Genomic DNA, 20,074 nt, shown 5'->3' with positions numbered 1-20,074 from the left:
CTTAGGGCCGGACCGGCGGGCTAGATGGCACCGTCCTCGAGCGCGGCGCGTCCCAGCTCGACGACCGGGTCGATGCGCTCGGCGTAGCCGCTGGTGTTCTTCCCGGCCATCGCACCCGCGGCCGAGCGGGCCACGATGCCGGCGATGATCGCGGCGAACTTGAAGAACGCGAAGCCGACGTACCAGTTCAGGTCGCCCAGGTCGGTGCCCGTCCGCTGGGCGTAGCGCTCCGCCGCCTCGAGGCGGGTCGGGAAGCCGGGCAGCGTGGTCAGCGAGCTCTGCGTCGAGGCGCGCTCCTCACCGGCCTGCGGCCAGTAGACGAACATCATCCCGATGTCGGTGAGCGGGTCGCCCAGCGTCGACATCTCCCAGTCCAGGACGGCCTTGATCCGGCCGGGCGCGGCCGGGTCGAGCAGGCAGTTGTCCAGCCGGTAGTCGCCGTGCACGATGCTCGACCGCTGCGTGGCGGGCACGGTCTCGGCCAGCCGGGCGGCGAGCGCGTCGAGCTGCGGGCGGTCCCGGTCGCGGGTGGCGTCCCACTGCTTGGTCCAGCGGCGCACCTGGCGGGCGGCGAAGCCCTCGGGGCGGCCGAAGTCGCCCAGGCCCACGGCCTCGTGGTCGACGGAGTGCAGGTCGGCCAGCACGTCGATGAGGCCCTCGCCGATCGCGCGGCGCTGCTCGGGCTCGTCGGCGTACCCGGGCGGGAAGGAGCTGACGGCGTGGATGCCGACGACGCGCTCCATGACGTAGAAGGGCGCGCCCAGCACCGACTCGTCGGTGCACAGGTGCAGCGTGCGGGGGACCGGCACGGCCGTCCCGTCCAGCGCGGAGATCACCTTGTGCTCGCGGACCATGTCGTGGGCGGTCGCCAGCACCGCGCCCGTCGGGGGCCGCCGGAGGATCACGGCGTCGTCCTCGGAGCCGCCCTGCGGTGTCACGACGTACGTGAGGTTGGACATACCGGCTGCGATGAGGTCGACGGTCACCTCCTGCCACCGCTGGTCGCCCAGCGCACGCGCCAGGTAGGGGCCCACGACGGTCGGATCAGCACCCACAGGAGTCGCCACGGCGGCAGGGTAACCTCTGGCGCTCCGCCGTCCGGAGGCCCGTCCGCGGGTCCGAGGTGTCGCCCGAGAGCCCGCGGGCACAAACCGAGCCCCTGCGGCGTTGGGCGGCTGCCGGTCCCATCCGTCGTCCTCGCGGACGGCAGGGACCGGCGCGAAGCAGAGCGTCCCGCCCGCGGGGCCCTGCCCACGGACACCCCGATCGCCCACCGGCGACCGGCCGAGACGACGGCGCCCATCCGGCACCGCGTCAGCACAAGCGGGCACCGACCGCCCGCGAGAACAACGAGGAGGGGCACCCCATGGCCACCGACTACGACGCCCCGCGCCGCAACGAGGCCGACGAGCTCGGCGAGGACTCGCTCGAGGAGCTCAAGGCCCGGCGCGCCGAGGCCCAGTCCTCGTCCGTCGACGTCGACGAGACCGACTTCAACGAGAACCTCGAGCTCCCCGGCGCGGACCTCTCGAACGAGGAGCTCACCGTCCGCGTGCTGCCCAAGCAGGAGGACGAGTTCACCTGCTCGCGCTGCTTCCTGGTGCAGCACCGCAGCCGGCTCGCCGCGACCAAGGGCAACGACCTGTACTGCCGCGACTGCGCCTGATCGACGCCTGATCGAGATGCCTCCCGCCCCCGCCGTCCGCGCCGGGGGCCGGGAGGACTGCGGGGAGAGGGGCCCATGACCGAGCACTCCGCGCGCACCGGCGCGCTCCGCGACGTCCCGGCACCCCGGCCCGTCGCGCCTCCGCCGGCGCCGGTCGAGGAGACCGGGCTCGGGCGGGCGGCCCGCGCGGTCGCCGACGCCGTCACCGGCCTCGTGGGCGGCACTGGGGCCGCCGAGGGCCCGGCGGCGGGGGAGGCGCCCCCTCGGACCGGGCTGCGCGACGTGCTCGGTGCGGTCGCCACGGCCGTCGGCGCCGCCGTCGGCGGGAACCGCGCCGCCGACCCGCCACCTCCGCCGGACGCCGACCCGCCGGCCGAGCCGGGCCGCTCGCCCGGCGCCGTGCTCGGGGACCTGCTGTCGGCGGCCGCGCCCCGGCTGCCGGTCCGCGATCGCGCCCGGTTGCGCGCCGCGCACCCCGGCGCGTCCGACGCGGAGATCGCCGACGCGCTCATCGCGCGGGCGGCCCGGCTCACCGCCGGGATCGGCGCGGCCACCGGCGGGCTGTCCGCGGCGCACTGGTTCGCGCCGCCGTCGCTGCTCGCCGTCCCGCTCGAGCTGGGGGCGGAGACCGTCCTCACCGCGGCGGTCGAGGTGGTGCTCATCGGCGAGCTGCACGAGCTGCACGGCCGGCCCGCACCCGGCGACGCCCGCGCCCGCGGAGCGGCCTACCTGTCCAGCTGGTCGGCGCAGCGGTCCGTGCAGACCGCGGGGCTCGGCTCCGTGCTGGGTGCCGCCGGGCTGCGTGCCCTGCGCCGCCGGATGGGCCGCCGCCTGGTCAGGACCGTGCCGACCGCGGCCCCGCTGCTCCTGGGTGCCGCGCTGGCCGGGCGCGGCAACCGCCGCGCCACCGAGACGCTGGCGGCCAGGGTGCTGCGGGACCTGCGCGGCGGGACCTGAGCCGGGCGTACCGGGCCCGGCGTCGTGGGTAGGGTCGCCGACGTGCCCGACGCCCCCTCGTCCGACCTGGACGTGCCGGTCTCGTTGCTGTCCCCCGAGGGCACCGTGCCGCGCTACGCGTTGCCCGGCGACGCCGGCGCCGACCTCACCCTCGCCGAGGACGTCGAGCTGGCGCCGCTCCAGCGCGCGCTCGTCGGCACCGGCGTGGCCGTGGCCATCCCCGAGGGCTACGCCGGGTTCGTGCACCCGCGCTCCGGGCTGGCCCACCGCCTCGGCCTGAGCCTGGTGAACGCGCCGGGGACGATCGACGCCGGCTACCGGGGCGAGATCAAGGTGAACCTGGTCAACCTGGACCCCACCGCGACGCTGACCCTCCGGCGCGGTGACCGCGTGGCCCAGCTGGTGGTGCAGCCGGTTGTCCGGGCCCGGTTCGTGCCGGTGGACGAGCTCCCCGGCAGCGAGCGGGGAGCGGGCGGGCACGGCTCGACGGGGATCGCGACCACGGTGGACGAGGAGCAGGGCTGACATGCCGTTCGGACGACGACGCAACCGGATCGACCGCAGCCTGCGCGAACGCGGCGTGCCGCCGGAGCCGCAGGTGCGCGAGCGGGACGTGCAGGCGACCAGCGGGCCGTGGGACGTCACCGACGCCCCGGACGACGGCCTGCCCCGGCTGGACCTGGGCGCGCTGCGGCTGCCCGCCCGCCCCGGCATGGAGCTGCGGGTGGACCTGAACCCGCAGGGCCAGGTGGTCGGCGCGACGCTGCGCTCGGGCGACTCGCTGCTCCAGGTCGCCGCCTTCGCCGCCCCGCGCGCCGCGGGCATCTGGGACGACGTCCGCCAGGAGATCGCCACGACCGCCTCCGGTCAGGGCGCGTCCCTGCGCGAGGTCGACGGCCCGTTCGGCCGGGAGCTCGCGGGCACCGTCGTCGCCGCGCCCCCGGCGCAGCCCGGCCAGCCTGCGCCGGAGCCCACCCGCCGCGCGGCGCGCTTCCTCGGCGTCGACGGCCCGCGCTGGTTCCTGCGCGGCACCATGAGCGGCTCGGCCGCGGAAGGGCCCGAGGCGGCCGCCGCGCTCGAGGAGGCGTTCCGCGCCATCGTCGTCGTCCGCGGGTCCGAGCCGATGCCGGTGCGCGAGGCGCTGCCGCTCACGCTGCCGGCCGAGGCCGCCGCGCGGGTCGCCGCCCAGCAGCAGGCGGCCGCCGGGGGCGCGGCGGCGACCCCGCCGCGGACACCCCCCGCCGGGGGGAGCGGCGCCGCCGCCCCCGCCCCGGGCCGAACTACCCTGGAACCGTGACCGAGACCCGTCCGGTCGGCTGGCTGTCGCGCACCCTGCAGCGGCTGACGGCCGACGACCACAGCATCGACGCCGAGGAGTTGCGCGCCGAAGCCGCCAGCGCCGGCTGCGAGCCGCTCAGCTCCTGCCGCAAGGGTGAGGTCGTGACGGTGACCGGCCGGCTGAAGGCGGTCGTCTACACGCCCCGCGAGACGGTGCCCACGCTCGAGGCGGAGCTGTTCGACGGCTCCGGCTCGGTCACGCTGGTCTGGCTGGGCCGCCGGCGGATCGCCGGCATCGAGCCGGGCCGCACGCTCACCGCGCGCGGCCGGTTCGCCGCCTTCGACGGCAAGCGGGTCATCTACAACCCCTGGTACGAGCTCGGCTCCTGCTGAGTGAGCACGACGGGCTCGGACGGCGCACCGCCGTCCCCTGACGACGACGGGCGTTCGGTCGTCTTCGACCGGCACCTGGTGCTCGAGCAGCTCGGTGGCTGGCGCGGCATGGTCGACGCGACCGTGCCGACCATCGCCTTCATCGTCGCCAACGGCATCGGCGGGCTGCGGACGGGGATCTGGGCCGCGCTGGGCACCGCCGTGCTGGTCTTCGCGCTCCGGCTGGCCCGCCGGGAGAGCGTGCAGCAGGCGGTCAGCGGTCTGTTCGCCGTCGGTATCGCGGTTGCCATCGCGGCCGTCACCGGCCAGGCGCGCGACTTCTACGTCCCGGGCATCCTGCGCAACGCCGTCCTCACCCTGGTGCTGCTGGGCTCGGTGGCCCTCCGCCGGCCGCTGGTCGGCGTCGTCGCCGAGTTCCTGTCACCCAGCCACCTGGGCGCCATGGCCGCCCCCGGCTCGGCGTTCCCCGGCATGCGCGGCCGGGTGGACAGCGCCCGGGCGGCGGCGCAGGCCGCCGAACGCGATCCCGGCACCGGCCGGCGCGCGCCCGACCCCGAGCCCGAGCGCCCCTGGCGCGAGGACCCGCGGCTGCTGCGCGCCTACGGCTGGCTCACGGTGCTGTGGGCCGCGGTGTTCCTGCTCCGGGCGGGCGTCCAGGGCTACCTGTACCTGCGGAGCGAGGACGGCGACGCCACCGACCTGGGCATCGTGTCGCTGCTGCTCGGCGTCCCGGTGACCGCCGTCGAGGTCGTGGTGACGCTGTGGGTCGTCGCCCGGCTGCACCGGCACCGCGCCCCGAGCGGACCGGACGAGGACCCGCAGGCCGACCCGGAGGAGCACCCGGCCGCCTGAGGCGTGGGTTCTCGCGCCTGGCGTTCTGCCCGCGGGGGCGGGCAGAACGCACCTGCCCTCAGGCGGTGCGGTCGGGGGCGAAGACGGCCGTGAGCTGCTCCTCGACGTCGGCGTGGGTGATGAACAGCAGCTCGTCCCCGGCCTCCAGCGGCTCGTCGGGGGACGGCGTGATGACCCGCTCGCCGCGCAGCACGGCGCTGAGCACCGTCTCGCGGGGGAGCGGCACCTCGCGCAGACGGCCGGCCCACCCACGGGGTGTCCTCGGCGAGGGTGATCTCGACCAGGTTGGCCGCGCCCTTGCGGAAGCTCATCAGCCGGACGACGTCGCCGACGGTGACCGCCTCCTCGACCAGCGCCGCGAGCACGCGCGGGGTGGAGACGGCGACGTCGACGCCCCACGCCTCGGTGTACAGCCACTCGTTGCGGGGGTCCTTGACCCGGGCGACGACGCGGTTGACCGCGAACTCCGTCTTGGCCAGCAGCGAGACGACCAGGTTGGCCTTGTCGTCACCGGTGGCGGCGACGACGACGTCGCAGGTGGCCAGCTGGGCCTCCTCGAGCGAGGAGACCTCGCACGCGTCGGCCTGCACCCACTCGGCGCCGGGCACCGAGCGGGTGCGCACCTTGCGGCCGTCCTTCTCGATGAGCATGACCGCGTGCCCGTTGCCCAGCAGCTCGCCGGCGATCGACCGGCCGACGGCGCCGGCGCCCACGATGGCGACCCGCATCAGTGCTCAGCTCCCTGGGGGCCGCGCTCGACGACGTCGTGCACGCGGCCGGTGATCTCGTCGGTGACGGCGACGACGAGCTGGTCGCCGTCCTGCAGCACGGTCGCGGCCGTCGGCAGCTGGGACTCCCCGAAGCGGACCACCCACGCCGCGCGGGCGCCGGTGGCGGCCTCCAGGTCGGTCAGCCGCCGGCCGACCCACCCGTCGCTGATGCTGACCCGCATCAGCGAGACCTTGCCGGTGGGCTCGCGCCACAGCTCGCTGACCTTGACCGAGAGCAGCTCCCGCATCAGCCGGTTCACCGTCCACGGCACGGTCGCGACGCTGGGGATGCCCATCCGCTCGTAGACCTCGGCGCGCTTGGAGTCGTAGATGCGGGCCACGACGTGCTGGACGCCGAAGGTCTCGCGGGCCACGCGCGCGCTGATGATGTTCGAGTTGTCCCCGCTGCTGACCGCGGCGAACGCACCGGCGGAGTCGATGCCGGCGTCCAGCAGCGTCTGCCGGTCGAAGCCCAGCCCGGTGACCTGCCGGCCGCCGAAGTCGGGGCCGAGCCGGCGGAACGCGGCGGGATCCTGGTCGATCACCGCGACGCTGTGCCCGACCTCCTCGAGCCGGCGGGCGACTTCCGAGCCGACCCGACCGCAGCCCATGACGACCACGTGCACGTGACGCTCCCAGCGACGGTGTCGCGCGGGCGGCCGTCCGCCCGCGCATCGGGCGCGAAGCTACACCCGCCGGACGTGCCGGCCCGCCCGAGACCGGCGGGTTCCCCCCGTGATCAGGAGTACAGCCCGGCGGCCGTCGCGCACCCGTCGCGCTCCGTACGATCGCCGCCGTGCCCACGCTGTCCGACCTCGGACACCTCCCGAAACGACTCGTGCTGGGGCGCGCCGTGCGCACCGACCGGCTGGGCGAGTCCCTGCTGCCGAAGCGCTACGCGCTGCCCATCTTCGCCAGCGACCCGCTCTCCTCCGTGGCGTACGCGACGCAGGAGATCCTCATCGTCCTGACGCTGGCCGGGACGGCGTTCCTGTACCTGGCGCCGTGGCTGGCGATCGGCGTGGTGCTGCTCCTGGGGACCGTCGTCCTCAGCTACCGGCAGGTGGTGCGCGCCTACCCGTCGGGCGGCGGCGACTACGAGGTCGCGATGAAGAACCACGGGCAGTTCGCCGCGCTGGTGGTGGCCAGCGCGCTGCTGGTGGACTACGTGATGACCGTGGCCGTCTCGGTCTCGGCCGGTACGGACAACATCATCTCGGCGTTCCCGGAGCTGAACGAGCACCGGGTGGCCATCGCCCTCGGCCTGGTGGCGTTGCTGGCGGCGGCCAACCTCCGCGGCCTCCGGGAGTCCGGCAAGGCCTTCGCCGCTCCGACCTACCTGTTCGTCGCCGGCATCGGGGTGCTGATCGTGACCGGGTTCGTGCGGTGGTTCGCCACCGACGGCGGCCTGGTGTCCGAGACCGCGCAGTACACCATCACGCCGGAGCCCGAGTACCAGAACATGGCCGGGCTGGCGCTGCTGTTCTTCGCGCTGCGGGCCTTCGCGTCGGGGTGCACCGCCCTGACCGGCGTCGAGGCGATCGCCAACGGCGTCCCCGCCTTCAAGCCCCCGAAGAGCCGGAACGCGGCCACCACCCTGGCCCTCATGGGTGGCATCGCCGCCGCGATGTTCGCCGGGGTGACCGCGCTGGCGCTGCTGGCCGACGTCAAGTACGTCGAGCACGCCTGCGACCTGGAGGGGTTCGCGAACTGCGAGACCGAGCCCCAGCGGACCGTCATCGCGCAGCTCGCCGCGGCCGTGTTCGGCGGCGACACGTCGATCGGCTTCTTCTACATCCAGGCCGCCACCGCGCTGGTGCTGATCCTCGCCGCGAACACCGCCTTCAACGGCTTCCCGCTGCTGGGCTCGGTCCTGGCCCAGGACCGCTTCATGCCGCGGCAGCTGCACACCCGCGGCGACAAGCTGGTGTTCAGCAACGGGATCCTGCTGCTCGCCGGGTTCGCCGGGCTGCTCATCGTGGCCTTCGACGCCGACGTCACCCGGCTGATCCAGCTCTACATCATCGGCGTCTTCACCAGCTTCACCATCGGGCAGTGGGGGATGGTCCGGCACTGGAACCGGGAGATGCGCGGCGCCTCCGACCCCGCCGACCGCCGCCGCATGCGGCGGTCCCAGGTCATCAACTTCCTGGGCGGGAGCCTCACCACCGTCGTCCTGGCGATCATCGTGCTCACCAAGTTCACGCACGGCGCCTGGCTGGTCCTCGTGGCCATGCCGATCCTGTTCGTGCTGATGAAGTCCATCAACAAGCACTACTCGCACGTCTCCGACCAGCTCGTCCCCGACACCGACGCGCGGATGCTGCCCAGCAAGGTGCACGCCGTCGTCCTGGTGTCCAAGGTGCACAAGCCGACGCTGCGCGCGCTGGCCTTCGCCCGGGCCACGCGGCCCGACGAGCTGACCGCCCTGACGGTCAACGTGGACGACGACGACACCCGCAGGCTGCAGGCGGACTGGGAGCGCTTCGACATCCCGGTGCCGCTGACCGTGGTCGAGTCGCCGTACCGGGAGATCACCCGGCCGGTCGTCGAGTTCGTCAAGGGCATCCGCCGGGGGAGCCCGCGCGAGCTCATCGTGGTGTTCGTGCCGCAGTACGTCGTCGGCCACTGGTGGGAGAACGCGCTGCACAACCAGAGCGCGCTGCGGCTGCGGGCCCGGCTGCAGTTCCAGCCCGGCGTCATGATCACGACCGTCCCGTGGCAGCTCGAGAGCTCCCTGGGCCGCGAGGCCGCGGACGGTCCGGCGCCGGGTGACCTCCGCCGCGGCGTGACCGACGACCCCGAGGTGACGCCGTATGGCTGAGCGCCGCGGACGCCGCCCGGCCCGCCCCACCCGTTCCGACGCGCCCCGTCCCGACCGCGGGGGCGGCTGGACCGGCACCGAGTTCGAGGTGACCGTCGGCCCCGTCGCGCACGGCGGGCACTGCGTGGCCCGGCACGAGGGCCGGGTCGTCTTCGTCCGGCACAGCCTGCCCGGCGAGCGGGTCGTCGTGCGGGTGACCGAGGACCGGCACCTCGGCTTCTGCCGCGCCGACGCGATCGAGGTGCTCGAGGCCGCCCCGGCCCGCGTCGAGCGGCCCTGCCCGTACAGCGGGCCCGGGCGCTGCGGCGGCTGCGACTGGCAGCACGTCGACCCCGCCGAGCAGCGCCGGCTCAAGGCCGCGGTGGTCCGCGAGCAGCTGGCCCGGCTGGCCCGGCTCGAGGACGTCGACGTGACCGTGGAGGAGCTCCCCGGCGGTCCGCTGCGCTGGCGCTCCCGCGCCCGCTTCGCCGTCGACCGCACCGGCGCGCCCGGGCTGCGGCGGCACCGCTCGCACGACGTCGTCGTCCTCGACGACTGCCCGATCACCGTGGAGCCGGCCGCGCAGGCCGTGCTGGGCCGCTCCTGGCCGGGCGCCGGCGCCGTCGACGTGTCGATCGACTCGACGGGGGCGGTGACCACCAGCCGGCTGGACCGGGCCGGGCGGACGACGTCGAGCCGGGTCGTCCGGCCCGGTGGCGAGCTGCCCGAGGAGCCCGCCACCCGCGCCGAGCGGCGTGCCGGTGGCCGCGACTGGGAGGTCGAGGGCACCGGTTTCTGGCAGGTGCACCCCGCCGCCGCCGATGCGCTCGTCGGGGCGGTCGCGGAGTTCGCCGCCGTCCGGCCGGGTGAGACGGTGCTCGACCTGTACGCGGGCGCGGGCCTGTTCGGCGGCGCGCTGGCGCCGGTCGTGGGGGAGACCGGGCGGGTGGTCTGCGTGGAGTCCGACCCGGGCGCCTGCGCCGCGGCCGACGCCAACCTGGCGGACCTGCCGCACGCCGAGGTCTGGCAGGGCGAGGTCGACGCCGAGGGGCTGCGCGAGCTGCTCGACGAGCTCGGCGGCCCACCGGACGTCGTCGTCCTCGATCCGCCGCGCGCCGGCGCCGGGACGGCGGTGAGCCGGCTGCTGGCCGGCACCGGCGCCCGGGCGGTCGTCTACGTGGCCTGCGACCCCGCCGCCCTGGCGCGCGACGTGGCCGCCTTCGGCGAGGCCGGCTACCGGCTGGCCGGCATCCGCGGGTTCGACGCCTTCCCCATGACCGCGCACGTTGAGTGCGTCGCACTCCTGGTGCCGGGGGCGTAGTGCCGCGGACGCCGGGTACGGCTCGCAGGTGACGCGGGGGCGCTGGGCGGTCGTGGCCGCGGTCGTCGTGCTGCTCGTCGCGGGCGGCGTCGCGCTGTGGCGAGCGCAGCAGGAGCCGCCGCTGTGCGAGGGGGCCCGGGAGGCCCGTGACGCGCTGCTGGAGCGGCCCTTCGCCGGCGGGGACGCGCGGTCGGTGTTCGTCGTCGGCGACAGCTACAGCCAGGGCACCGGCCCCGACGGCCCCGACGGGGCCTGGCCCGCGAGGCTCGCCGCGCTGGCCAGGGCGACGGTCACCGTCGACGGCATGAGCTCCACCGGCTACACGACCGGGGGCTTCTGCGAGGGGGAGCCGGTCACCTACGGCGACCGGCTGGCCGGGGACGACCTGGACGGCGCCGACGTCCTCGTCCTCCAGGGCAGCGTGAACGACGGGCTGGCCGGGGACCCGGACGCGGTCCGGTCCGCCGCGGGCGACCTGCTCGGCGAGGTGGACGACGTCGGGCGGGTGCTGCTGGTGGGCCCGCCCGACATCCCGGCGCTGGAGCCCGCGCAGCTGCAGACCATCGACCGCGGGCTCGCCGACGCAGCGGGGGAGCACGGTGCGACCTACCTGTCGCTGCTGGGCGCGGGCATCCCGATCGGCGACGACGGCGTCCACCCCACCGACGCCGGCCAGCAGCGCATCGCCGAGCTGGTCGCCACGGCCCTGGGCTGACCGGGCCCGCCCACCGGGGCTGCCGCGCGGGCCGTTGGCTACCGTTCAGGGGTGCCCACGTGGGAATACGCCTCGGTCATCACAGCCAACGATGCGGAGTCGCAGCGGGCCGGAGTGAGCGTCAAGCTCCCCGGCGGGACGTCGGAACGTCAGCAGGGCGACACCAGCACCGTGCTCAACCGCCTCGGCTCCGAAGGGTGGGAGCTGGTCAGCTACCACTCCAGCGGCGCCGGGACCTGGGGCTTCGAGCAGTTCTGGCTGAAGCGCCAGAAGCCCTGACCGGCTGACGCGCACCGGTCGAACGCGTGTTCGACCGGTGCGGCACACTGGTGCGGTGGACGCGACGGTGCCGCCGGGCTGGCCGGACGAGGTCCGCCCGCCCGGTGCCCCCGACTGGGAGCGGACGGCGGTCGCCTGGCTCTACGACCTGGTGCCGCCGGACTACCGCGCCCACGAGGTGCTGCGCCGGTACCCGGTGCTGCTGGCCCGCTTCGCGGCCGACCACGTCGCGGCCGGGCTGGAGGCCGCCCGGGCCGGCTGGCGGACGGTCCGGGTCGAGCTGGTCGACCAGCTGCCGCCGGATGCGATCGAGGGCGCGATGCGGGCGTACGAGCGCGAGGGCGCCCGGCTGGCCGCCGCGGCGCGCGGCGTCGAGGTCGTCGGCGGCGCGTTGCGCGGGGAGCGCTGGGTACCGCGGCTGTGAACCCGCGGGTGTGAGCTGCGTCCGGGCCCGCCTCCGGACCGGAAGAGATCGACATCCGCACGTACAGTTGACCGGCGGCTGCACGCACTGCCGCACCTGCCGCCCATGGAGAGGAAGACACCGCATCGTGTCGCTCCTGCGATCGCTCGCCGGCCCGGAGGACCTCCGCGCTCTCGCCCCCGAGCAGCTGCCGGTCCTCGCCGCGGAGATCCGCGACGCGCTGGTCACCAGCGTGGCGAAGACCGGCGGCCACCTGGGCCCCAACCTCGGCTGCGTCGAGCTGACCATCGCGCTGCACCGGGTGTTCGACTCACCCACCGAGCCGATCGTCTTCGACACCGGCCACCAGTCCTACGTGCACAAGATGCTCACCGGCCGGGTCGAGGACTTCGACCGGCTGCGCCAGCGCGGTGGCCTGTCCGGCTACCCGAGCCGCGCGGAGAGCGAGCACGACTGGGTCGAGAACAGCCACGCCTCGACGTCGCTGTCCTACGCCGACGGGCTGGCCAAGGCCTACGCCATCCGCGGCGACTCCCGCCCCGTCGTCGCCGTCATCGGCGACGGCGCGCTGACCGGCGGCATGGCCTGGGAGGCGCTGAACAACATCGCCGCCGCGCAGGACCGGCCGGTCGTCATCGTGGTCAACGACAACGGCCGCTCGTACTCGCCGACGATCGGTGGTGTCGCCGACGCGCTGGCCACCCTCCGGCTGCGCCCCGGCTACGAGAACGCGCTGCTGCAGGTGCGCCAGGCGCTGCACCGCGCGCCGGTCCTGGGCTCGGCGCTCTACGACGCGCTGCACGCGATCAAGAAGGGCCTCAAGGACGTCCTGTCCCCGCAGGGCATGTTCGAGGACCTCGGCATGAAGTACGTCGGCCCCGTCGACGGGCACGACATCGAGGTCATGGAGTCCGCGCTGCGGCGGGCCCGCTCGTTCGGCGGGCCGGTGATCGTGCACGCCGTCACCACCAAGGGCTACGGCTACGCGCCGGCCGAGACCGACCAGATCGACGCCTGGCACGCCACCGGCATCTTCGACCCCGACAGCGGCGCCAGCGTCCGCAAGACGGGCCTGGCCTGGACCGACGCCTTCTCCGACGAGCTGGTCCGGGTCGGCGCCGAGCGCGCGGACGTCGTCGCCATCACCGCGGCGATGCTGCACCCGACCGGCCTGGCCGCCTTCGGCGAGCGGTTCCCCGAGCGCACCTTCGACGTCGGCATCGCCGAGCAGCACGCGCTCACCTCGGCCGCGGGCCTGGCGATGGCCGGGATGCACCCCGTCGTCGCCGTCTACTCGACGTTCCTCAACCGGGCGTTCGACCAGCTGCTCATGGACGTCGCGCTGCACCGCCAGCCGGTGACCGTGGTGCTCGACCGCGCCGGGGTGACCGGTGACGACGGCGCCTCGCACAACGGCATGTGGGACATGTCGATCCTCTCGGTCGTGCCCGGCGTGCACCTGGCCGCCCCGCGCGACGAGGCGACGCTCCGCGCGGCGCTGCGCGAGGCCGTCGACATCTCCGACGGGCCGTCGGTCATCCGCTTCCCCAAGGGCGTGCTGCCGCCGGACCTGCCCGCGCTCGAGCGGCGCGGCCCGGTCGACGTCCTGCGCCGCGGCGAGGCCGCGGACGTGCTGCTCGTCGCCGTCGGCTCGATGGTGCCGATGTGCCTGGCCGCCGCCGAGCGCGCCGCCGACCACGGCATCGGCGTCACCGTCGTCGACCCGCGGTGGGTGCTGCCGGTGTCGGAGGACCTGGTGCAGCTGGCCGCCGGCCACCGGCTCGTGGTCACCGTCGAGGACGGCGGCCGGGCCGGGGGTGTGGGCACCACGCTGACCCAGGCGCTGCAGGACCGCGAGATCGACGTGCCGGTCCGCGCCCTGGGCCTTCCGCAGCAGTTCTTCGACCACGGGTCGCGCGGGCAGGTGCTGGCCGATGTCGGCCTCACCGAGCAGGACGTCGCCCGCCGGATCGCCGAGTGGAGCGCGAAGCTGGGGGAGCGGACGGAGAACCACGTCGTCGAGCCCGTCGACGGCGCCCAGCAGTGATCATCGCGGAGATCCAGGTGGCGCCCTCGCCGCCCGGCACGCCCGATGACCCGCACGCGCACGTCGAGGCCGCCGTCGCGGTGATCCAGGCCTCCGGGCTGCGGCACGAGGTCGGCGCGCTGGGCACCACGCTCGAGGGCGAGGCCGACGAGGTGTGGGCGACCCTGCGGGCGGCGCACGAGGCGATGCTCGCCGCCGGCGCGACCGGTGGGCTCTCGCACATCAAGGTCGCGTCGGTGAACCGGTCGATGGACAGCCTCACCCGCAAGTTCCGCTGACCGCCCGGCGCGACAGCGCCCACCGTCCCCCGCCACGATCAGGGAACCTGATCGTCGAGCGTCCTCCCTCACCGTGCACCACGAGGGAGGACGCTCTGCCGTGAGGGAGGACGCAGGGAGCGAGGCGCGGCCGGAGCACGCGCGGAGCGGATCGCGCCGTCGGCGCCGCCGGGCGGCCACGCCACCGTGGGGTCGTCCTGGACCAGGGGCAGCACTGCCCAGGCGGGCGCGGGTCACGATCGCGCATCGCGTGCACTGTGTGGTTGCGGTCACACTCCCGGCACCGCAAAATGTGAGCCGCGGGAATTTGGCTGCAACCCCAACTAAAGGCGGGTCCACCTCATGGCGCGCCGGAGCACCCTCACGACGGCGATCGCCGCCACCCTCCTCCTGGGCCTGGCGGCCTGCGGATCGGATGACGACGGCGGCGACAGCGGCGGCGGTGGTGGCGGCGGCGGGGGTGACTCCGCGGGCAAGGTCGGCGTCATCCTCCCCGACACCGAGTCCTCCGTCCGCTGGGAGAACTTCGACCGCCCCTACCTCGAGGCGGCCTTCGAGGAGGCCGGCATCGAGTACGACATCCAGAACGCCGAGGGGGCGACGCCCAGCGGCAGGCCACCATCGCCGAGCAGATGATCACCGAGGGCGCCACGGTCCTGGCGATCGTGAACCTGGACTCGGCCTCCGGCGCGCAGATCCAGGAGTCGGCGGAGGCCGAGGGCGTCCAGACGATCGACTACGACCGGCTCACGCTCGGCGGATCCGCGGCGTACTACGTCTCCTTCGACAACGAGGAGGTCGGCCGCCTGCAGGGGCAGGGGCTGGCGAAGTGCCTCGAGGACAAGGGCGTCACGCAGGGCAACATCGCCTTCCTCAACGGGTCGCCGGACGACAACAACGCCACGCTGTTCTCGGGCGGCGCCCACGAGGTGCTCGACCCGATGACGCAGTACACGCAGGTGGCGGAGCAGGCCGTGCCCGACTGGGACAACCAGGAGGCTGCGACGATCTTCGAGCAGATGTACACGCAGAACGGGAGCAACATCCAGGGCGTCCTGGCCGCCAACGACGGCCTGGCCAACTCGGTGATCCAGATCCTGGGTCGGAACAACGCCGCCGGCGCCAACAACGTCACCGGTCAGGACGCCACGGCCGAGGGGCTGCAGAACATCCTCGCCGGCGACCAGTGCATGACGGTCTACAAGCCGATCCGCGACGAGGCCAACGCGCTGGCCGAGCTCGCCGCCGACCTGATCAACGGCGACGAGGCCGAGACGTCGGGCACCGTCACGGACCCGGAGGGCGACCGCGAGGTGCCCTCGGTCCTGCTGACGGGGATCTCGATCTTCCGGGACAACGTCAAAGCCGTCGTGGACGACGACTTCGTGACCGCCGACGAGCTGTGCACCGGTGAGTTCGCCGCCGCCTGCGACGAGCTCGGGATCGAGTAGCCGCATGACGTCCGCCGGGGCACCCCTCGGGGTGCCCCGGCGCTGTCGCATCCGCAACCAGCGCGACGAGAGGCCCGGCGTGTCCGAACCGACCGGCCGTCCCGAGGACGGCACCGGCTGACATGCGGCGGCTCTCGTCGCTGCGGACCCTCGCGGCAGGACCTCGGGCGCGCCGTGCTGCGGCAGCGTCGCCGGGCGAGCACGGCGGCCTCCCTCACCGCAGCGCGTCCTCCCTCACCGCAGCGCGTCCTCCCTCGCGGTGCACCGTGGGGGAGGACGCGCTGGGATCAGGTCACCTGATCCCAGCGCAGGGCGTCAGGCGCGGGTGGCGGCCTCGGTCAGCAGGTCGGCGGTGAGCTCGATCTGCCACTGCCGGGCGCCGCCGGCCCGGAGCGCCTCGACGACGGCGTCGCGCTCGCGGGGCGCCGGCGGGTGCCACATGAGCCGGCGGACCAGGTCGGGGGAGACCACGTTCTCCACGGGGACCGCGTGCTTCTCCGACAGCTCGGCCAGCCCGGCGCGGGCCGCCTGCAGCCGCGTCGCGGCCGCCGGGTCGCGGTCGGCCCAGCGGTTCACCGGCGGCGGGCCGTCGCCGGTGCGGGTGTGCGGCGGCAGCTCGTCCTCGGGCAGCGCCTTGCCGCGGGCCAGGGCGGAGAACCAGTGCGCGACCAGCCGGCGGTTGGCCCGGCCGCGGAACACCGGCAGCTCCAGCAGCGCGCCCTCGTTCTTCGGGTCGGCCTGCACCGCGGCGACCATCGCGGAGTCCGGCAGCACCCGGCCGGGGGCGACGTCCCGGCGGCGGGCGAGCTCGTCGCGGGCCTCCCAGAGCGCGCGCAGCATGCCCAGCTGCCGGCGGCTGCGCAGCCCGTGCACGCCCGAGGTGCGCCGCCACGGGTCGGCCTTGGGTGCCGGCGGGCCGGTGGCCAGGATCGCCTCGAACTCCTGGCGCGCCCACTCGGTCTTGCCCTGCTCCTCGAGGATCGCGGCGAGGGCGTCGCGCAGGTCGACCAGCACCTCGACGTCGAGGGCGGCGTAGACCAGCCACTCCTCGGGCAGCGGCCGGGTGCTCCAGTCCGCCGCCGAGTGCCCCTTCTGCAGCGAGAAGCCCAGCAGCGATTCGACGACGGCGCCCAGGCCCACGCGGGGCAGGCCGGCGAGGCGGGCGGCCAGCTCGGTGTCGAACAGCCGGCGCGGGGCCAGGCCGATCTCGGCGAGGCAGGGCAGGTCCTGGTTGGCGGCGTGGAGCACCCACTCGGCGTCGCCGATCGCGTCCTGCAGCAAGGAGAGATCCGGCAGGGGGACGGGGTCGACCAGGCCGCTGCCGGAGCCGTTGCGGCGCAGCTGGACCAGGTAGGCGCGCTGGCCGTACCGGTAGCCGGAGGCCCGCTCGGCGTCGACGGCCACCGGGCCGGTGCCCTCGCGCAGTGCCTGGGCGTACTCGACCAGCTGGGTGGAGTTCTCGATGACCGGCGGCAGGCCGTCGCGCGGGGCGAGCAGCGGGACGGCGGTGGACTCCTCCGCGCCGTCGTCCGTCGCCGGCCGGGGAGTGGGCTCGGTGCTCAGTTGCCGTCCACCTTCTCGCCGGAACTCGTCGGTCGGGCCCGGGCGGACGCCCGAGTGCCGCTACCGATGTTAGAGAGTCGCGCCGGCGGACCGGTCAGCGACTCTCCCCGCCCGGTCCCAGCAGGCGGACTCCGGGTGGCGGCAGGCCGGCCGCGTTGGCCAGGACCTGGAGCCAGGCGGTGAGGTGCTTGTCGAGCGCGGTGTCCCCGGCGGTCCAGGAGGCACGCATCTCGACGTCGACGGTGTGCTCCGGTCCGGCGAGCTCGCCGAAGCGGGTCGAGGCGGTGCGGGTGACGGTGCCCCCGACGGTGGCGTGCGCGGCGCCCGACTCGGCCAGCGCGTCGGTCAGCCAGCTCCAGGCCACCTCGGAGAACATCGTGTCGTCCACGAGCTCCTCGTCGGTCTCCGCGGAGAGGTAGCCGACGCAGCGCGTGGTGCCGTTCCAGGTCTCGTGGCCCTCGGGATCGTGCAGCACGATGAACCGCGCGCTGGCGATCTCGACGTCCTCGTCGCCGTCGCGCTCGCTCACCGAGGCGCCGATGGCGTGCGCGAAGGGCGCCAGCCGCTGGGGGGCCGGGATCTGCTCGAGGACGATCTCCGGACGGGCACGCACTCCCGCCAGCGCCTCCAGCGCGGCGCGGAACGCGGCGGGCACGTCGTCTGCGCGCGCGTCCTTGCCTCGGTTCCCGGCATCGGCCAGGATGGGCGGCTCCACGAGCGCAGGGTAGGTCGCCGGCTAGCACATCGCGCCCGACGCGCCGCAGCGGCACCCGACTCGCCCGCGACGCGCCGGGAACACGTCCGCACCGGGTCTGGGAGACTCGACCCCCGTGACCTCCGTACCCGCCCCGGTCCCGTCGACGTCGCCGGCCGACTCCGACCTCGTCCGCGCCGCCCGAGGGCTGCCGGTCAGCCGCACCCCGGTGTGGTTCATGCGCCAGGCCGGGCGGTCCCTGCCCGAGTACCGGAGCCTGCGCGCCGGCACCGCCATGCTCGAGGCCTGCCAGGACCCGGACATGGTCACCGAGATCACGCTGCAGCCGGTCCGCCGGCACGGCGTCGACGCGGCGATCCTCTTCTCCGACATCGTGCTGCCGCTGCTGGTCGCCGGTGTGGACCTGGAGATCAAGGCGGGCATCGGCCCGGTCATCGCGGACCCGGTCCGCTCGGTCGCCGACGTCGACGCGCTGCCGGGCCTCGAGCCCGAGGCGCTGGGCTTCCTGCAGACGGCGGTGCGCCAGCTGGTCGCCGAGCTCGGGCCGACCCCGCTGATCGGGTTCGCCGGGGCGCCGTTCACCCTCGCCACCTACCTCATCGAGGGCGGCCCCTCCAAGGAGCACGCCCGCACCAAGGCGTTCATGTACGCCGAGCCCGAGGCGTGGAGCCGGCTGCTGGACAAGCTGGCGGTCTCCGCGGCGATCTTCCTGCGGGCGCAGGTCGACGCCGGAGCGGTCGCGGTGCAGCTGTTCGACTCGTGGGCCGGTGTCCTCTCGGCCGCCGACTACGCCGAGCGGGTGCTGCCCTTCTCGCGGTCGGTGTTCGACGCGCTCGGCGACCGGGACGTCCCGCGCATCCACTTCGGCGTGGGCACCGGCGAGCTGCTGCCGCTGATCGGCGACGCCGGTGCCGACGTGGTCGGCGTCGACTGGCGGATCCCGCTGGACGAGGCGGCCCGCCGGGTCGGCCCGCACCGCTCGCTGCAGGGCAACCTGGACCCCGCGGTGCTGCTGGCCGACCGCGCCACCGTCGACCGCGAGGTGCGCCGCGTCGTCGAGCAGGGCCGGGCCGCGCGCGGGCACGTCTTCAACCTCGGCCACGGCGTGCTGCCCGACACCGACCCCGGCGTGCTCACGCACGTGACCGAGCTGGTCCACGAGCTCACGGCCCGATGACGCGCCGCCGCCTGGTCGTCGTCGGCGCCGGGATCACCGGTCTCACCGCCGCCTTTGAGTGGCGTCGGCGCCGGCCCGACGACGAGATCGTCGTGCTCGAGGCCGGGGACCGGATCGGCGGCAAGCTGCACCGCGTCGAGCTGGCCGGGCAGTGGTACGACACCGGCCCCGAGGCGATGCTCGCGCGGGTGCCCGACGCCGTGGAGCTGGTCGAGGCGCTGGGCCTCGGCGACCGGCTGGTCGCGCCGGCCACCACGCAGGCCTCGGTGGTGCTGCCCGACGGCCGGCACCCGCTGCCGCCGGGAACGGTGCTCGGCGTCCCCGCCTCGGCCGAGGGGCTGGAGGGCTTCCTGTCCGCCGACGGCGTCGCGCGCGTCCGCGCGGAGGCCGACCTCCCGCCGGTCCGGCTGGACGGCGACGTCGCCGTCGGGGCGCTGCTGCGCGAGCGGCTCGGCGACGAGGTGGTCGACCGGCTGGTCGAGCCGCTGCTGGGCGGGGTCTACGCCGGCCGCGCCGACGAGTTGTCGCTGCAGGCCACGATGCCGGCCCTGGCCGCGCACCTGCCCCGCGCCGGCTCGGTGCTCGGTGCCGCGGCCGCGGCCCGCGACGCCGGCATCCGGAGCCGCGGCGACGCCGACGGCCCGGTGTTCGTCACCGTCGCCGACGGCATCGGCGCGCTGCCCGCCGCCCTGGTCGCGGCGTCCGGGGCCGAGGTGCGGCTGCGCACCCCGGCCCACGGCCTGCGCCGGACGGCGACCGGCTTCGAGCTGTCGATCGGCTCGGCCGCCGAGCCCGAGCTGCCCGGGGCCGACTCGGTGATCGTGACCGCGCCGGCGGGCAAGGCGGCCCGGCTGCTCCGGGACGTCGTGCCGGGCGCGGTCGAGCCGCTGCTCGGCATCCCGTACGCGTCGATGGCCGTCGTCGCCATGGCCTTCCCCGCCCAGGAGCTCGCCGCCGGGTCGGGGCTGCTCGTGCCGCCGGTGACCGGCCGGCTGGTCAAGGGCGTCACGGTGTCCTCGGCGAAGTGGCCGCACCTGGGCGGCGAAGCGCTGCTGGTCCGCTCCTCGGTCGGCCGGTTCCGCGCCGAGAGCGACCTCCAGCGGGACGACGACGAGCTGGTGGCCGCCGTGGTCGCCGACGTCGCCGACCTGCTCCGGCTGTCCCGTCCCGAGCCGCTGCAGACCGAGCTGGTCCGCTGGGGCGGCGGGCTGCCGCAGTACCTCGTCGGCCACCCGGGCCGGGTCGCGGCGGTGCGCGCGGCCGTCGCCGGGGTGCCCGGGCTCGAGGTGGCCGGCGCGGCGTTCGACGGGGTGGGCGTGCCCGCCTGCATCCGCGACGCCCGGCGGGCGGTCGGCGCGCTGCTGGGCTGACGGGCCCGGGCGCTG

At 75.3% G+C, this 20,074-nt stretch carries 21 protein-coding genes and 1 pseudogene; 17 read left to right on the top strand and 5 right to left on the bottom strand.

Features of this window, described 5'->3' with window-relative positions; all coding sequences use genetic code 11:
* Window positions 1–20: 20 nt before the first annotated feature.
* The gene (locus tag JKP75_RS11800) at window positions 21–1,067 is read right to left on the bottom strand and encodes a phosphotransferase family protein (RefSeq protein ID WP_200491036.1); all 1,047 of its coding nucleotides are present in this window, start codon (window positions 1,065–1,067) and stop codon (window positions 21–23) included.
* A 299-nt stretch (window positions 1,068–1,366) separates the two neighbouring features.
* Here JKP75_RS11800 and JKP75_RS11795 point away from each other — a divergent pair, with 299 nt between their 5' ends.
* The 6 genes from JKP75_RS11795 (at window position 1,367) to JKP75_RS11770 (ending at window position 5,146) form a co-directional block, all read left to right on the top strand.
* Window positions 1,367–1,666, top strand: coding sequence for a DUF4193 domain-containing protein (locus JKP75_RS11795; protein WP_200491037.1), 300 nt, complete (start codon window positions 1,367–1,369; stop codon window positions 1,664–1,666).
* A gap of 75 nt (window positions 1,667–1,741) precedes the next feature.
* On the top strand, window positions 1,742–2,623 hold the full coding sequence (locus JKP75_RS11790) for a hypothetical protein (RefSeq protein ID WP_200491038.1): 882 nt from the start codon (window positions 1,742–1,744) through the stop codon (window positions 2,621–2,623).
* A gap of 42 nt (window positions 2,624–2,665) precedes the next feature.
* Complete coding sequence (gene dut, locus JKP75_RS11785) at window positions 2,666–3,148, top strand: dUTP diphosphatase (RefSeq protein WP_200491039.1); 483 nt, start codon at window positions 2,666–2,668, stop codon at window positions 3,146–3,148.
* A gap of 1 nt (window position 3,149) precedes the next feature.
* Window positions 3,150–3,920 (top strand): DUF3710 domain-containing protein, encoded by a 771-nt coding sequence (locus JKP75_RS11780; RefSeq protein WP_200491040.1) that lies wholly within the window; start codon window positions 3,150–3,152, stop codon window positions 3,918–3,920.
* On the top strand, window positions 3,917–4,294 hold the full coding sequence (locus JKP75_RS11775; protein ID WP_200491041.1) for an OB-fold nucleic acid binding domain-containing protein: 378 nt from the start codon (window positions 3,917–3,919) through the stop codon (window positions 4,292–4,294). The genes JKP75_RS11780 and JKP75_RS11775 overlap by 4 nt, the downstream gene beginning before the upstream one ends.
* Complete coding sequence (locus JKP75_RS11770) at window positions 4,295–5,146, top strand: DUF3159 domain-containing protein (protein WP_309229778.1); 852 nt, start codon at window positions 4,295–4,297, stop codon at window positions 5,144–5,146.
* Window positions 5,147–5,204: 58 nt separating this feature from the next.
* Here the strand turns inward: JKP75_RS11770 and JKP75_RS24630 are convergent.
* A pseudogene (locus tag JKP75_RS24630) lies at window positions 5,205–5,874 on the bottom strand (potassium channel family protein).
* Window positions 5,874–6,542 (bottom strand): TrkA family potassium uptake protein, encoded by a 669-nt coding sequence (locus JKP75_RS11760; protein ID WP_200491043.1) that lies wholly within the window; start codon window positions 6,540–6,542, stop codon window positions 5,874–5,876. The pseudogene JKP75_RS24630 and the gene JKP75_RS11760 overlap by 1 nt, the downstream one beginning before the upstream one ends.
* A 170-nt stretch (window positions 6,543–6,712) precedes the next feature.
* On the opposite strand from JKP75_RS11760, the gene JKP75_RS11755 reads away from it, so the two are divergent.
* From JKP75_RS11755 to JKP75_RS11715, 9 genes are all read left to right on the top strand, one after another.
* Window positions 6,713–8,740 (top strand): APC family permease, encoded by a 2,028-nt coding sequence (locus JKP75_RS11755; RefSeq protein WP_200491044.1) that lies wholly within the window; start codon window positions 6,713–6,715, stop codon window positions 8,738–8,740.
* Window positions 8,733–10,040, top strand: coding sequence for a class I SAM-dependent RNA methyltransferase (locus JKP75_RS11750; RefSeq protein WP_200491045.1), 1,308 nt, complete (start codon window positions 8,733–8,735; stop codon window positions 10,038–10,040). The genes JKP75_RS11755 and JKP75_RS11750 overlap by 8 nt, the downstream gene beginning before the upstream one ends.
* Before the next feature lie 28 nt (window positions 10,041–10,068).
* Window positions 10,069–10,755: an SGNH/GDSL hydrolase family protein gene (locus JKP75_RS11745; RefSeq protein WP_200491046.1), complete on the top strand. Its 687-nt coding sequence runs from the start codon at window positions 10,069–10,071 to the stop codon at window positions 10,753–10,755.
* 51 nt (window positions 10,756–10,806) lie between these two features.
* The gene (locus JKP75_RS11740) at window positions 10,807–11,034 is read left to right on the top strand and encodes a DUF4177 domain-containing protein (RefSeq protein ID WP_200491047.1); all 228 of its coding nucleotides are present in this window, start codon (window positions 10,807–10,809) and stop codon (window positions 11,032–11,034) included.
* A gap of 55 nt (window positions 11,035–11,089) precedes the next feature.
* Window positions 11,090–11,458, top strand: coding sequence for a hypothetical protein (locus JKP75_RS11735; RefSeq protein ID WP_200491048.1), 369 nt, complete (start codon window positions 11,090–11,092; stop codon window positions 11,456–11,458).
* Window positions 11,459–11,585: 127 nt separating this feature from the next.
* A complete protein-coding gene (gene dxs, locus JKP75_RS11730) occupies window positions 11,586–13,505 on the top strand; it encodes a 1-deoxy-D-xylulose-5-phosphate synthase (RefSeq protein ID WP_200491049.1) in 1,920 nt (639 codons plus the stop codon).
* A complete protein-coding gene (locus tag JKP75_RS11725; RefSeq protein WP_200493101.1) occupies window positions 13,502–13,783 on the top strand; it encodes an MTH1187 family thiamine-binding protein in 282 nt (93 codons plus the stop codon). The genes dxs and JKP75_RS11725 overlap by 4 nt, the downstream gene beginning before the upstream one ends.
* Before the next feature lie 342 nt (window positions 13,784–14,125).
* Window positions 14,126–14,419, top strand: coding sequence for a hypothetical protein (locus JKP75_RS11720; RefSeq protein WP_200493100.1), 294 nt, complete (start codon window positions 14,126–14,128; stop codon window positions 14,417–14,419).
* Window positions 14,416–15,234: a sugar ABC transporter substrate-binding protein gene (locus JKP75_RS11715; protein WP_200493099.1), complete on the top strand. Its 819-nt coding sequence runs from the start codon at window positions 14,416–14,418 to the stop codon at window positions 15,232–15,234. Before JKP75_RS11720 ends, JKP75_RS11715 begins: the two co-directional genes overlap by 4 nt.
* 315 nt (window positions 15,235–15,549) lie before the next feature.
* Here the strand turns inward: JKP75_RS11715 and JKP75_RS11710 are convergent, their stop codons facing one another.
* Both JKP75_RS11710 and JKP75_RS11705 read right to left on the bottom strand, forming a co-directional pair.
* On the bottom strand, window positions 15,550–16,797 hold the full coding sequence (locus JKP75_RS11710) for a ribonuclease D (RefSeq protein WP_200491410.1): 1,248 nt from the start codon (window positions 16,795–16,797) through the stop codon (window positions 15,550–15,552).
* Window positions 16,798–16,891: 94 nt separating this feature from the next.
* Window positions 16,892–17,512 (bottom strand): DUF3000 domain-containing protein, encoded by a 621-nt coding sequence (locus JKP75_RS11705; protein ID WP_200491051.1) that lies wholly within the window; start codon window positions 17,510–17,512, stop codon window positions 16,892–16,894.
* 115 nt (window positions 17,513–17,627) lie between these two features.
* Here JKP75_RS11705 and hemE point away from each other — a divergent pair, with 115 nt between their 5' ends.
* Both hemE and hemG read left to right on the top strand, forming a co-directional pair.
* Window positions 17,628–18,689 (top strand): uroporphyrinogen decarboxylase, encoded by a 1,062-nt coding sequence (gene hemE / locus JKP75_RS11700; RefSeq protein WP_200493098.1) that lies wholly within the window; start codon window positions 17,628–17,630, stop codon window positions 18,687–18,689.
* Window positions 18,686–20,059 carry a protoporphyrinogen oxidase gene (gene hemG, locus JKP75_RS11695; RefSeq protein WP_200493097.1) on the top strand — a complete coding sequence of 458 codons (1,374 nt, stop codon included), beginning with the start codon at window positions 18,686–18,688 and terminating at the stop codon, window positions 20,057–20,059. Before hemE ends, hemG begins: the two co-directional genes overlap by 4 nt.
* Window positions 20,060–20,074 lie beyond the last annotated feature (15 nt).

The organism is Blastococcus sp. TML/M2B (assembly GCF_016612865.1).
Taxonomy (GTDB): Bacteria; Actinomycetota; Actinomycetes; order Mycobacteriales; family Geodermatophilaceae; genus Blastococcus.
The sequence above is the reverse complement of the archived record's forward strand: the minus strand, read 5'-3'. Positions and strand labels throughout refer to the sequence as shown.